The 13,326-nt window shown below is 69.1% G+C and carries 9 protein-coding genes; 7 read left to right on the top strand and 2 right to left on the bottom strand.

Going from position 1 to position 13,326, the window contains the following annotated elements; genetic code table 11:
- Positions 1 to 193: 193 nt before the first annotated feature.
- Positions 194 to 445, bottom strand: coding sequence for a hypothetical protein (locus AC1DMQ_RS11745; RefSeq protein WP_477033741.1), 252 nt, complete (start codon positions 443 to 445; stop codon positions 194 to 196).
- Between the two features lie 160 nt (positions 446 to 605).
- Between AC1DMQ_RS11745 and AC1DMQ_RS11740 the strand changes: the two genes are divergently transcribed.
- Complete coding sequence (locus tag AC1DMQ_RS11740) at positions 606 to 1,370, top strand: ATP-binding cassette domain-containing protein (protein WP_477033740.1); 765 nt, start codon at positions 606 to 608, stop codon at positions 1,368 to 1,370.
- A complete protein-coding gene (locus AC1DMQ_RS11735) occupies positions 1,363 to 2,907 on the top strand; it encodes a glycine betaine ABC transporter substrate-binding protein (RefSeq protein ID WP_477033739.1) in 1,545 nt (514 codons plus the stop codon). The genes AC1DMQ_RS11740 and AC1DMQ_RS11735 overlap by 8 nt, the downstream gene beginning before the upstream one ends.
- Before the next feature lie 120 nt (positions 2,908 to 3,027).
- Here AC1DMQ_RS11735 and AC1DMQ_RS11730 read toward each other — a convergent pair whose 3' ends face one another.
- Positions 3,028 to 3,501: an Lrp/AsnC family transcriptional regulator gene (locus AC1DMQ_RS11730; protein WP_477033738.1), complete on the bottom strand. Its 474-nt coding sequence runs from the start codon at positions 3,499 to 3,501 to the stop codon at positions 3,028 to 3,030.
- A 135-nt stretch (positions 3,502 to 3,636) separates the two neighbouring features.
- Here AC1DMQ_RS11730 and AC1DMQ_RS11725 point away from each other — a divergent pair, with 135 nt between their 5' ends.
- The 5 genes from AC1DMQ_RS11725 to AC1DMQ_RS11705 all read left to right on the top strand — a co-directional run bounded on the left by AC1DMQ_RS11725 (position 3,637) and on the right by AC1DMQ_RS11705 (position 13,290).
- The gene (locus tag AC1DMQ_RS11725; RefSeq protein WP_477033737.1) at positions 3,637 to 3,999 is read left to right on the top strand and encodes a VOC family protein; all 363 of its coding nucleotides are present in this window, start codon (positions 3,637 to 3,639) and stop codon (positions 3,997 to 3,999) included.
- Between the two features lie 75 nt (positions 4,000 to 4,074).
- A complete protein-coding gene (phoY, locus tag AC1DMQ_RS11720) occupies positions 4,075 to 5,748 on the top strand; it encodes an alkaline phosphatase PhoY (protein WP_477033736.1) in 1,674 nt (557 codons plus the stop codon).
- Between the two features lie 60 nt (positions 5,749 to 5,808).
- The gene (locus AC1DMQ_RS11715) at positions 5,809 to 8,373 is read left to right on the top strand and encodes a family 20 glycosylhydrolase (RefSeq protein WP_477033735.1); all 2,565 of its coding nucleotides are present in this window, start codon (positions 5,809 to 5,811) and stop codon (positions 8,371 to 8,373) included.
- 398 nt (positions 8,374 to 8,771) lie between these two features.
- Complete coding sequence (locus AC1DMQ_RS11710; RefSeq protein ID WP_477033734.1) at positions 8,772 to 11,390, top strand: TonB-dependent receptor plug domain-containing protein; 2,619 nt, start codon at positions 8,772 to 8,774, stop codon at positions 11,388 to 11,390.
- A 286-nt stretch (positions 11,391 to 11,676) separates the two neighbouring features.
- Entirely contained in the window at positions 11,677 to 13,290 is a 1,614-nt protein-coding gene (locus AC1DMQ_RS11705) for a flavin monoamine oxidase family protein (protein WP_477033733.1), read from the top strand.
- The last annotated feature ends 36 nt before the right edge of the window (positions 13,291 to 13,326 follow it).

Below are 13,326 nucleotides of genomic sequence, written 5' to 3'. Positions count from 1 at the left end.
CGGGTCCGGCTAAGCCTCAACAGGGCTGCCCACCGGATGCTGGCGGATAACGATGGCGCGGAGCGATCGGCTTCGTCGAAACGGTATTCATTCAAAGACCTCCGGACGTCGTCCGGCGCTCCGCGACCCTTTCCATTCCCTCAGCGGCTTCCGCGTGAGGCGGCCCAGCCGTGTCCGCGAAAGGAGGCGCGTCTCAGTGCGAGATCGTGACGCTCACGGTGGGCATGGCCGCCAGCCAGGCCGCGCCGCACGCCCAGGCCTGGTCCACCAGTTGGTGCACGTCGATCATGCCGCGCGCCGTGGCGATCATCCCGCCCCAGACGACGGCGTTCAGCAGCAGCATCGCCACCACGGCCCAGCGCAGGCGGGCCAGGACGGCGCGAGCGCGTTTCTGGGCGAGGGTCGGACGGGCATCGTAGGAACGGCCGTCGAGGGCGAGGGTCATGGCGGGTCTCCGGGAGCCATCCCGTCGCGTCGAACCGCGCCGGGAATCAGCTGTCGCATTAGGCTTCCCACGCCGCGCGTTCTGACTGACTGTGACAGGACGCCCCTGCGACAGGGCGCCGCTTGTCCGCCTTCTGGAGCCGCCCCTCTTCTGGAGTCTCATGACCGACGCCATCGTTCTGGACCAGGTGCGCAAGGCCTATGACGGCGCGACGGTTCTCCAACCCACCAGCCTGTCGATCGGACAGGGTCAGTTCGTGGCCCTGGTCGGCGGGTCGGGCGCGGGCAAGACCACCCTGCTCAAGATCATCAACGGCCTGGTCGAGACCGACGGCGGCCGGGTGCTGATCGACGGGGCGGCGACCGCCGAGCTGGACGGCCCGACCTTGCGTCGGCGGATCGGCTACGTCTTCCAGGAGGTGGGCTTGTTTCCCCACCTGACCGTCGGCGAGAACGTCGGCATCGTGCCGACCCTGCTGGGCTGGGAGCCCGCCGCGATCGCCGCGCGGACCGCCGAATTGCTGGAGCTGGTGGCCCTGCCGCGCGAGGTGGCCGCGCGCCGTCCCGCCGCCCTGTCCGGCGGCCAGCGCCAGCGGGTGGGCGTGGCCCGGGCCCTGGCGGCCAAGCCGTCGATCCTGCTGATGGACGAGCCGTTCGGGGCGCTGGATTCGGTGACCCGCGTGGCCCTGGCCGACGATGTCCGCCGCCTGCACGACCAGCTCTCCCTGACCACCGTGATGGTCACCCACGACATCGCCGAGGCCGTGCTGCTGGCCGATCGGATCGTGGTGATGAGCCAGGGCCGGGTGATCGCCGACGACACGCCGCGCGCCCTGCTGGCCGGCCATCCCGATCCAGCGGTCGAGGCCCTGATGCAGGCTCCGCGCCGCCAGGCCGCCCGCATGCGGGAGATCGCCGGTGAATAGCGGCCTGCTGTCCCTTCTGCCGGAACGCCTGGCCTGGCACGTGGCCCTGTCGGCGGCCGCTCTCGCGCTCGGCCTGCTGATCGCCCTGCCGCTGGGCGTGCTGGCCGCCCGCAGCCCGCGCCTGCGCTGGCCGTCCCTGGCCCTGGCCGGGCTGGTGCAGACCATTCCCAGCCTGGCCCTGCTGGCCCTGTTCTATCCGCTGCTGTTGCTGCTCTCGAACCTGGCCAAGGGCGCGTTCGGCCACGGCTTCTCGGCCCTGGGCTTCCTGCCGTCGCTGCTGGCCCTGACCCTGTACTCGATGCTGCCGATCCTGCGGAACACGGTGGCCGGCCTGACGGGCGTGGATCCGGCGGTGGTCGAGGCGGCGCGCGGCGTGGGCATGACCGACCGCCAGCGGCTGTGGCGGGTGGAGCTGCCCCTGGCCACGCCGGTGATCATGGCCGGCGTGCGCACGGCGGCGGTGTGGACCATCGGGGCGGCGACCCTCTCGACGCCCGTCGGCCAGACCTCGCTGGGCGACTACATCTTCTCCGGCCTGCAGACCGAGAACTGGGCCATGGTGCTGACCGGCTGCATCGCCTCGGCGGTGCTGGCCCTGGTCGTCGACCAGTTGCTGGGCCTGATCGAGCGCGGGACCGAGCAGCGCGACCGGCGGCTGTGGGGCGCGGGGCTGGCGGGCCTCGCCATCGGCCTGGCTGTCGCCGTCGCGCCTCTGGCCGCCGACCTGACGCCGCGTCCGGCCCGCTACGTGATCGGGGCCAAGAACTTCTCCGAGCAGTACATCCTGGCCGAGCTGATGGCCGACCGGCTGGAGGGGCAGGGGGGCAGCGTCACCCGCAAGATCAACCTCGGCTCGGCCGTCGCCTATCGGGCGTTGGCCGCGGGCGAGATCGACGCCTATGTCGACTATTCCGGCACCCTCTGGGCCAACGTCCTGGGCCGCAAGGACAACCCCGGCCGCGCCGCCGTGCTGGAGGGCCTGCGCACCGAGCTGAAGCGCCGCGACGGCGTGGTGCTGCTGGCGCCGCTGGGCTTCGAGAACGCCTACGCCCTGGCCATGCGCCGCGACCGCGCCCAGGCGCTGGGGATCAGGACCCTGGCCGACCTCGCCGCCAAGGCTCCCCAGCTGACCATGGGCGGCGACCTGGAGTTCTTCTCGCGTCCCGAATGGGCCAGCGTCGAGACGACCTACGGCCTGCGCTTCAAGGCCAGGCGCCAGTTCCAGCCGACCTTCATGTACCGCGCCCTCGGCTCGGGCGAGGCCGACGTGATCTCGGCCTTCTCCAGCGACGGCCGCATCGCCGCCGACGACCTGGTGGTGCTGGGCGACCCCAAGGGGGCGCTGCCGCCCTACGACGCGGTGCTGCTGATCGCGCCGGGGCGGGCGGAGGATCGACGACTGCGGGGCGCCTTGGCGGGGCTGGACGGCGCGATCACGGTGGAGGCCATGCAGAAGGCCAACTACGCGGTGGATCGGGATGCGGGGAAGGTCTCGCCGACCGAGGCGGCGAGGGCGCTGGAAGCCGGTCTCAAATAGGGCCGCCCCCTGTGGGGGAGGCGGCCGGAGGCCGGTGGGGGGGAGCAGACCCGCCTCGGCAAACTCCCCCCACCGTCGGCTGAGCCGACACCTCCCCCAAAGGGGGAGGGTCTGCGGCGCCTAGTCCTCGTCCAGCGACACGGGGATCGTCAGGCCGCGCTTGACCACGCCCAGCGCCACGTTGGTCGTGAACTTGCGCACGTTGGGGTTCTCGATGGTCAGTCTCGCCATCAGGCCATCGTAGGTCTCGGTGTCGGGCGCGGTGACCACCAGGATGAAGTCGGCCTCGCCGGTCACGTAGAAGGCCTGCTGCACGTGCTCCTGGCCCGCCAGCCACGTGCGCAGCTGGGTCAGCAGCTCGGGGCGGTCGCGCTCGACCTCCAGCGAGACGATGAAGAAGGTCGGCCGGCCCACCTTGCGCGGCTCCAGGATGGCGGTCTGGCGGATGATGACGCCGGCCTCCTTCAGCTTGCGCAGGCGGCGCTGCACGGCCGAGGGCGACAAGGCCACCCGCTGGGCCAGGTCTTCCGACGTCCGGCCCGCGTCCTCCTGGACGAGATTCAGCAACTGGCGATCGAAGCGGTCGAGTTTCATGGTCGCCAGCCTATGCGAAAACAACGCGCGGGAACGCCGAATTTCCGCGTTTCGCCAGCCGTCTTCGCCGCCAAGCGGCGGCCCGGCGCGGCTACACGTCACGGCGTCGTTTCACTCTCCTGAAAGGTCGCCCCCTTGCTAGATCATCTGGAAATCCGCACCCGCCGCCTGGACGACTGCGTGGCCTTCTACCGGCAGGTCCTGGAGCCCACCGGCTATCGCCTGGTCGTGGACGGTCCCAAGAAGGGCTTCGGCTCGAACGGCGGCCGGCTGGACTTCTGGATCGTCGAGGGCGAGCCGTCGATCGACGTGCACTACGCCTTCCTGGCCGCCGACCGCGCCGCCGTCGATCGCGCCTATGGCCGGTCCGACCAGCATGGCGGCGTCCAGGAGCGCGCCCCGGCGGTGCTGCCGCAGATCCATCCGCACTATTACGCCGGCTTCGCCCACGATCCGGACGGCCGCCTGATCGAGTTCGTCAGCCACGTGCCGGTCTAGGCGGTTCGCAGCAAAACGCCCGGCGGGGGTCAATTCCGGCTTGCGACGGTTTTGTGACAGTGCTTGTTGGCGCGGATGTTCAGCTTGCCCAAAACCGTCGCCCTGGCGGGCCTGACCGCCGCCATCCTCGTCGCCCCCGCCGTCGCGGCGCCGGTCGATGCGCCCAGGCCGAAGCTGGTGGTGGTGATCTCGATCGACCAGTTCAGCGCCAGCCTGTTCGAGCAATACCGCGCCGAGTTCCACGGCGGCCTGGGGCGGATGGCGCGGCAGGGCACGGTCTATCCCAGCGGTTTCCAGTCGCATGGCATGACCGAGACCTGCCCCGGCCACTCCACCCTGCTGACCGGCAAGTATCCCAACAAGACCGGCATCGTCGCCAACGACTGGTACGACAAGACCACGGCCAAGAAGACCTACTGCCTGGACGATCCGTCGGTCACCCTGGCCAATGATCCGTCCGGCGGCGGCCGCCTGGCCAGCCCCAAGCTGCTGATGGCCGACACCTATGGCGACTGGCTCAAGGCCGTCTCGCCGGCCAGCAAGGTCTACGCGGTGTCGGGCAAGGATCGCGGCGCGATCAACATGGCGGGCCACAAGGCCGACGGCGTGTTCTGGCTGGAGACCCGGTTCGGGATGACCACCTGGGTCGAGCCCGGCCAGGACGCCAAGACCAGGCTGGTGCCGGTGGCGGCCTTCAACGCCAGGCTGGTGGCCGACCAGAAGAAGAAGCCGTTCACCTGGACCTATGCCGACAACCGCTGCAAGGCGCTGGAGGACGACTACGTCACCGGCGGCCGGGCCTGGCGCGCCGCTCTGCCTCGGCCGACGCCCCCGGACGAGGCGGGCGTGACCAACGACCTGTCGATCAGTCCCTATACCGACCGCGTGACCCTGGAGGCCGCCCAGGCCCTGCGCGATGAATTCAAGCTGGGCGACGGCGAGGCGACCGACGTGCTGACCATCAGCCTGTCGGCCACCGACTTCATCGGCCACCGCTACGGCTCCAAGGGGCCGGAGATGTGCGACCACCTGCTGCGCCTGGACGACCGACTGGGCGTGTTCCTGGACAGCCTGGACAAGGTCAAGGGCCCGGTGCTGGTCGTGCTGTCGGCCGACCACGGCGGTTCGGACTTCCCCGAGCGCCTGGTCCAGCAGGGCTATGACGCCGGCCGGGCGCCGTCGGTCCCGTGGATGAAGGCGCTGAACGCCGAGGTCCGAGGCCAGCTGAAGCTGGACTACGACCCGCTGGTCCAGGCGGGCGGCATCGAGTCGCTGTACGTGGTCGGCCCGGACGGCAAGACCCCGGCGGCCGTGGATCAGGCCCGTGTCACCGCCGCGACCCTGGCGATCCTGGCCAAACGGCCCGAGGTGTCCGAGGCGTTCGACACCAACGCCCTCGTCACCGCCGCCCCGCCGCCCAAGGGCACGCCGCCGGACGAGATCAGCGTCGCCGAACGCATGCGCCGCAGCGCCTATCCGGGCCGGGTGGGCGACATCCTGGTGGCGTTCAAGCCGTACCAGACCCTGGCGGCCGCGGGCGCGACCTACGTGGCCAGCCACGGCAGCCCATGGGACTACGACCGCCGGGTGCCGATCCTGTTCTGGTGGAAGGGCGGCCCGGCGCGTGAGCGGGTGCTGCCGATCGAGACGGTCGACATCGCCCCGACGATCGCGGGCGTCACCGGCGTGACGATCCCGGCCGACGTCGACGGCCGGTGCCTGCCGATGGGGGCGGGACCGGGCTGCTAGTCGGGGGCTGGCTCACTCCCTCCTCCGGAGGTTAGGCTCCAGAAAATTCTGGGAGGCTCCATGTCACGACGCCTGATCGCGCTCACCGCTCTCGCGCTGCTGACGACCACCGCCGCCCAAGCCCAGCCGACCCAGGCCCAACTCGACAGCATCGCCGCCCACCTGCGGGTCGGCTATCAAGTGCTCGACAATCGACCCGGCCCGGCGGCCTGCGCGCCGGCCCCATCATGCATGCTGGCGCGGATCACCCTGTCCGACGGGGCGGGGCCGCCGGCGGGCGTATCGATCTATTTCAGCAGCGTCGTGCCGATCCTGAAGGCCGACAGCGCCGGCTTGGCCCTGACGCACATCAACGGCGATCTCTATCGCCTGACACCCACGCCGGACTTTCGCGGCTTTCCTCCAGACCAGGTCTTCACCATCGATCTGACGCTCGCGGGCCATCAGCTGTCCGAGCTCTATCCGATGCCCAACTATTACGTGGCGGCGGACGGGCTCGCGGCGCGGACGATCGCCAGCACGCGGCCGGTGGTCGATCCCGAGACCGGGCTGGAGAGCCTCCCCTTCGTCGTGCCGTTCACCGACGAGGCCCGGCTGGCCGGCGGCTCGGCGACCGACACGACGGTCTGGGCCACCTCGTCACGGATCTATGCGGTCAACGCCGCCGCCGGGACCGCCGTCCAGCCCGTTCCCCACGCCGCCGTCCTGCCCACGCCCCTGCGGACCAAGCTGGATCCCGCCGAGGGCGAGCTGGACCTGTCGGGCGGCGTGAAGGTGTCGGTCAGCGGCCTGCCGCGCGCTGCCCTGGCGGCCGGCCTGGCCCATCTCGCCAAGGCCGGAGCCGGGGAGGCGCCCGGCGGCGCGCGGCTGAGGATCAGGGTGGCGCTCGCCGAGAAGCTGGCGGCCGGCGGCTACCATCTGACCATCAAGCCTGCCGGGATCGAGATCGTCGCCTCCGATCCGGAAGGCGCGGCCAACGGCCTGGCGTCGCTGACCCAACTGGTCGACGCCCGGCGCACGGTCCCGCTGGTGGCGATTGAAGACGCGCCGCGCTTCGACTTCCGCGGCCTGCACGTCGACGTCGCCCGCAACTTCCACTCCAAGGCCGAGATCCTGGCGATCCTCGACCAGATGGCGGCCTACAAGCTGAACCGCCTGCACCTGCACCTAGCCGACGACGAGGGCTGGCGGGTCGAGATCGCGGGCCTGCCGGAGCTGACCGCGATCGGTTCGCGCCGTTGCCACGACCTGACGGAGCGGACCTGCCTGCTGCCGCAACTGGGCGCGGGGCCGGATCCGTCCACGCCGGTCAACGGCTTCTATTCCCGGGCCGACTACATCGAGATCGTCCGCGCGGCCCAGGCCCGCCACATCCAGGTGATCCCGTCGTTCGACATGCCGGGCCATTCGCGGGCGGCGATCAAGGCGATGGAGGCCCGCGCGGCCCGCCTGCGCGCCGAAGGCAAGCCTGAAGCCGAGGCCGCCCGTTACCTGCTGAGCGAGGCGGCGAACAAGTCGGTCTACAGCAGCATCCAGCACTACGACGACAACACCATCAACGTGTGCCTCGACAGCGCCTACGCCTTCCTCGGCAAGGTGGTGGACGAGATGGCCGCGCTGCACGCCGCCGCCGGCCAGCCGTTGACCCGCTATCATATCGGCGCCGACGAGACGCCCGGGGCCTGGAGCGCCTCGCCGGCCTGCGCGGCCTACGAGGCCAGGACCGGGATCAAGCCGGCCGACCTGGGCGGGCATTTCATCGAGAAGGTCTCGGCCATGTTGGCGACCCGGGGCCTAGTCGTGGCCGGCTGGAGCGACGGCATGGGCCACGCCAAGGCCGACCGCATGCCGGCCAAGGTCCATTCCAACAGCTGGGGCGCCTTGGGCGGCGAGGGACCCGCCAGCGCCCATCTCCAGGCCAACCAGGGCTGGGAGGTGGTGATCTCCACGCCCGAGGTGATGTACTTCGACAGCCCCCAGGCGGCCGATCCCAAGGAGCGCGGCTACGACTGGCCCTCGCGCGCCACCGACACCCGCAAGGTGTTCGACTTCATGCCCGAGAACCTGCCGGCCCACGCCGAGCTGTGGACCGACCTGCACGGCCGGCCCCAGGCCTCGAAGGACGAGCATCCGCTGGAGCCCGGCGTGCGCTTCAACGGCCTGCAGGGCCAGCTGTGGAGCGAGACGGTCCGCTCGGACGCCCAGGTCGACTACATGCTGTATCCGCGGATGCTGGCCCTGGCCGAACGGGCCTGGCATGGCGCGAACTGGGAGGCGCCCTACACGCCGGGCAAGGCCTACGATCCCACCACCGGCGCCTTCACCGCCCAGATGCGGGCCCGGCGCGACGCCGACTGGGTGGCCTTCGCCAACCTGCTGGGCGGGCGCGAGCTGGCCCGGCTGGACGCGGCGGGCGTCGCCTACCGCATCCCGACGGTCGGGGCGGCGGTCGAGGGCGGTCGCCTGAAGGCCAATGTCGAGTTCCCGGGTCTGCCGATCGAATATCGTGTCGCGGGCGGACCCTGGCGACCCTACGTCGAGGGGGCCGTGGTGACGGGGCGCGTCGAGGTGCGGGCCCGCTCGGCCGACGGCAAGAGGGCGGGACGCAGCCTCGTCGTCCAGTAGCCGCCTCTCCGGCGGCGCCGCGCATGGGGTCGAATCTGGACCTCCGACCGTGGGGTCGACCCGTCGTTCGCGCGGACTTTCCCTGAGACGCCCGGCCAAGTTTTTGAGCCTCGCGAGGGGCTCCGCGGTCATTGCGGCGCCGCAATCATGATCATGGCGCTGCACAAAAAGCATGGCGGGCGCCGTGCAATGGGGCAGCTGGAGCCCTGAAGACCCCCGTTACGATCCTGTGACGGTCGCGGCTATTGCAGAAATTTCAGGTCTGACGAACTGTTCTAATCGCGACATTCGTCGTGAGTTGCGTCTGTATTCGAGTCTCACAACAAGAACACGCGTACCCGGGAAACGTCACGGAGGAGAAAGCAAACGCGCGCATTAAGCGCCACGAGGGGGTATAAATGAATAATCGCTCGCGGAATATCCTGCTTGCAGGAATTTCGACCGTCAGCCTGTTCTTTGCGTACGGCGCGAATGCCTATGCAGCTGACGTGCCCGATGCGACGCCTGACGCGTCCGCGGAGCTCGACACGCTGGTCGTGACGGCGCGCGGCAAGCCCCGCACGGTGCTGGACTCGGCCGTTCCGGTCGACTCCTTCAGCGAAGCTGATCTGAAGGCCTCGACCTTCACCGACACCAACGACATCCTCAAAACCCTGGTCCCGTCCTACACCCTGGCTCGTGAGCCGATCTCGGACGGCGCGACCTTCATCCGCCCCGCGTCCTTGCGCGGCCTGCCCACCGACAAGACGCTGTTCATGGTCAACAGCAAGCGTCGTCACCGCTCGGCCCTGGTCAGCATCGGCGGCACCGGCGCCCAAGCGCCTGACGCGGCGACGATCCCGGCCTCAGCCCTGAAGAACGTCGTGGTCACCCGCGACGGCGCGGGCGCCCAGTACGGCTCGGACGCCATCGCCGGCGTCATCGACTTCCAGCTCAAGGACAGCCCCAGCGGCGGTTCGCTGACCGCCCAATACGGCCAGTACTATCTGGGCGACGGCGAAGACGTGCTGCTGACCGGCAACCTGGGCCTGCCGATCGGCGACAAGGGCTTCGTCAACGGCACGTTCGAATACACCAGCCAGAACCAGGTCAACCGCGGCAGGCAGTACTGCAACGTCGGCATTCCGAACCAGTCGCCGGGCTTCTGCGTGGCCACCTACGCGGCGGCCAATCCGGCCTACGGCGCCCTGATCCACGACTACGTCCAGAAGTGGGGCCAGCCCGACGCCGAGGCCACCCGCGCGGTGGTCAACACCGGCTACGAGTTCTCCGAGGCCGTCTCGGCCTACGCCTTCGCCAACTACTCCAAGAGCTCGGCCACCGAGTACTTCAACTATCGTCCGCCGGTCAGCAACGCGGTCAACGCCACGCCGATCCGCAAGGCCGACGGTAGCCTGTTCCAGTTCTCGTCGATCTTCCCGGCCGGCTTCACGCCGATGTTCGGCGGCGACATCACCGACTACAGCCTGACCGGCGGCCTGAAGGGCAAGTTCTCCAGCGGCCTGACCTACGACATCAGCGGCCGCTACGGGAACGACAAGCTGTCCTACACCCTGTGGGACACCGTGAACCCTTCGATGGGCCCGGACTCGCCGCAGTCGTTCTACGTCGGTTCGCTGATCTCGACGGAAACGGCCGCCAACGCCGACTTCGCCTATGACTGGGGCGTGGGCGGTTTCGACACCCCCGTGACGATCAACTTCGGCGCCGAGTACCGCAAGGAAGGCTACGAGATCGAGGCGGGCGACGTGCCGTCCTACAAGGCCGGCACCTGGGCCGTTCCGGACCCGTTCAAGTTCTGTAACGCCACCACCCACGCGCCCACGGCCGCGGGCCTGGCCCTGCCGGCCACGGCCGGCCTGAACTGCGGCAACTACACCTCCGACGCCACCGACGGCTTCGCCGGCATCGACCCGGTCTACAACGCCCTGGCCGTCGGCTCGAACGGCGCCCCGGGCTCGCCGCCGGACTATGCGGGCAAGCTGACCCGCGACTCCTACGCCGGCTATGTGGAAACCTCGGCCAACATCACCGAGGCTTGGTTCCTGGACCTGGCCCTGCGCGGCGAGCACTTCTCCGACTTCGGCGGCACGGTGAACGGCAAGATCGCCTCCCAGTACCAGATCACCGACGCGTTCGGGATCCGGGGCTCGGTGGGCACCGGCTTCCGCGCCCCGACCCCGGGCCAGCTGTTCACGACCAACGTCTCCACGCGGGTCGAGAACGGCGCGATCATCGCCTCGGGCCTGTTCCCGGCCACCAACCCGGTGGCCCAGTTCATGGGCGCCAAGGAGCTGAAGCCCGAAAAGTCGCTGAACTTCGCCCTGGGCTTCACCGCCACGCTGTTCGACGGCCTGAGCCTGACGGTCGACGCCTACAGCATCAAGATCGACGACCAGTTCTACGCGACCACGCCGATCACGGTGACGCCGACCATCCGCGCCGCCCTGATCACCGCCGGCGTGCCCGGCGCCGACACCATCGGCCAGGTGCAGTTCTACCAGAACGCCTTCGACTCCACGACGACGGGCGTCGACGTCGTGGCCACCTACAAGGTCAACTGGGAAAACGGCCAGTCGACCAGCCTCACGGCCAGCGGCAACTACAACAAGTTCAAGGTCGACAAGGTGTTCTCGACCAACTTCTTCGACGGCGAAGGGGTCTACGACTTCGAGAACGCCCAGCCCCGCTGGCGCGGCGTGTTCTCTGCGACCCACGAGATCGGCAAGTTCAAGGCCATCGGCCGCGTGAACGTCTGGGGGCCGTACAAGAACATGTTCAGCGTCGGCAATCCGGTGATCCAGAAGTTCGATCCGGAAGCCTTCGTCGACCTGGAACTGTCCTACCGCGCGACCGACACCTACACCGTCTCGCTCGGCGCCCGGAACCTGTTCGCCAACTACCCCGCGCCCGACCTGACCGGCGAGTCGGCCACCAACGGCCGGATCTACCGTTCGGACGCGGTCGTCGATTGGCAGGGCGGCTTCTGGTACCTCAAGGCCTCGGCGTCCTTCTAGGATCGCCGATCCAACAGCGGAAAGCCGGGCCTCGCGCCCGGCTTTTTTGCGTTTTTCGCCAGTTTCGTTTTCCGTGGGCTGGAGGCGGATTTCTCTGGTGAAATTTCACCCCGCTCGCTCTTCGTCCATCGCGGCCGAAGGGCGCCCACGAGGGGGGCACGGCGTGGTTTTCTCATAAGCGCCAAAAGCTTTTCGCATTGTTCAGGACGCGGCGCGGTTTGAGATGATGCCGCGCGAACAGCCTGGATCGCAGGCGGTCAGTCGCGACGGAAAGTCGGGGATTCGTATGGGTGATCAATCGGCGGCCGCTTCGTTGGGCGGCGGCGGCGTACTGACGCGGCGACGGTTTTTCGAAGGTCTGGCGGCGTTCGGCGGCGTTTCCCTGGCCATGGCCGGCATGGACGCCCTGGGTTTCGGTTTCGCCTCGGCCCAGGCCGCGCCGCCCAAGCTGGAAGGCGATCCCAAGGGAACCAAGGTCGTGGTGCTGGGCGCGGGCCTGGCCGGCATGACCGCCGCCTACGAACTGACCAAGGCCGGCTACCAGGTGCAGATCATCGAGGCCCGGTCCTTCGCCGGCGGCCGCTGCCAGACGGCCCGCAAGGGCTTCCAGCACACCGACCTGGTCGGCAACAGCCAGACCTGCGAGTTCGACGAAGGCCTCTACATCAACCACGGCCCGTGGCGGATCCCGTATCACCACCGCTCGACCCTGCACTACACCAAGCTGTTCGGGGTGCAGCTGGAGAGCTTCGTCAACGACAACGACGCGGCCTATGTCTATTTCGAGAAGGGCGACGGCCCGCTGGCCGGCAAGCCGATCCGCAAGGGCCAGATCGCGGCCGACGCCCGCGGCTACGCCGCCGAGATGATCGCCAAGGCCGCCTCCAAGGGCCAGCTCGACGCGCCGCTGACCGAGGCGGACCGCGAGCTGTTCGTGGCGTACATGATCAACGAGGGGCGTCTGTCGCCGACGGATCTTGCCTATACCGGTACGGAGGGCCGCGGCTTCGACGTGCATCCCGGCGCCGGCGTGGATCCGGGTCCAGGCAAGCCTTCGACGCCCTACAGCCTGAGCGACGTGCTGCACTCCAAGGCCTGGCGGGTGCTCAGCTCGGTGTCCGGCTACGAGCAGCAACGCACCATGCTGCAGCCGATCGGCGGCATGGACCAGATCGCCAAGGGCTTCGAGAAGCACGTCGGCTCGATGATCCGCTACTCGTGCGTGGTCGAGAAGATCAAGCAGGGTCCCAAGGGCGTGACCGTCACCTATGTCGACAAGTTCGGCGAGCAGGACACCATCACCGCCGACTACTGCGTCTGCACCATCCCGCTCAGCGTGCTCAAGAACGTCGACGCCGACTTCTCCAAGCCGTTCAAGGCGGCGATGTCGGGCGTGGCCTACGCGCCGGTCAACAAGATCGGCCTGCAGATGAAGACCCGCTTCTGGGAAGAGAACCACCACATCTACGGCGGCCACATCTACAACGACATGCCGGGCATCGGCACGATCACCCTGCCGTCCACGGGCTGGCAGAGCCAGAAGGGCGTGCTGCTGGGCTACTACGCGTTCGGCGGCGAGGCGGCCAAGATCAGCGCCAAGCCGCCGGCCGAGCGCGCGGCCTTCGCCGTGGCGGCCGGCCAGAAGATCTTCCCCGAATACGCCGAGAACTTCGAGAACGCCTTCTCGTTCAGCTGGCACTTGGCGCAATTCAATCTGGGCGGCTGGGCCGAGTGGGGCGAGGAGGGCCGCAAGGCCGCCTATCCGGTGCTGTGCGAGCCCGACGGCCGCATTTATCTGGCCGGCGAGCACCTGACCTATCTGGGCGGCTGGCAGGCGGGCGCCATCGAGTCGGCCTGGCAGCAGATCGGCAAGCTGCACGCGCGGGTGATCAAGGCATGAAGTCGCGCTATGCCTGGACCACGGTTCCTCGAGGAG

The organism is Caulobacter sp. 05L422 (genome assembly GCF_056397765.1).
This window is presented reverse-complemented; position numbering and strand designations above follow the sequence as displayed.

Bases quoted from the DNA above. Each gene is read 5' to 3' on its own strand.
- AC1DMQ_RS11705 (WP_477033733.1), top strand. From the start codon at position 11,677: ATGGGTGATCAATCGGCGGCCGCTTCGTTGGGCGGCGGCGGCGTACTG.
- AC1DMQ_RS11745 (WP_477033741.1), bottom strand. From the start codon at position 445: ATGACCCTCGCCCTCGACGGCCGTTCCTACGATGCCCGTCCGACCCTC.
- AC1DMQ_RS11740 (WP_477033740.1), top strand. From the start codon at position 606: ATGACCGACGCCATCGTTCTGGACCAGGTGCGCAAGGCCTATGACGGC.
- phoY (WP_477033736.1), top strand. From the start codon at position 4,075: ATGTTCAGCTTGCCCAAAACCGTCGCCCTGGCGGGCCTGACCGCCGCC.
- AC1DMQ_RS11730 (WP_477033738.1), bottom strand. From the start codon at position 3,501: ATGAAACTCGACCGCTTCGATCGCCAGTTGCTGAATCTCGTCCAGGAG.
- AC1DMQ_RS11715 (WP_477033735.1), top strand. From the start codon at position 5,809: ATGTCACGACGCCTGATCGCGCTCACCGCTCTCGCGCTGCTGACGACC.
- AC1DMQ_RS11710 (WP_477033734.1), top strand. From the start codon at position 8,772: ATGAATAATCGCTCGCGGAATATCCTGCTTGCAGGAATTTCGACCGTC.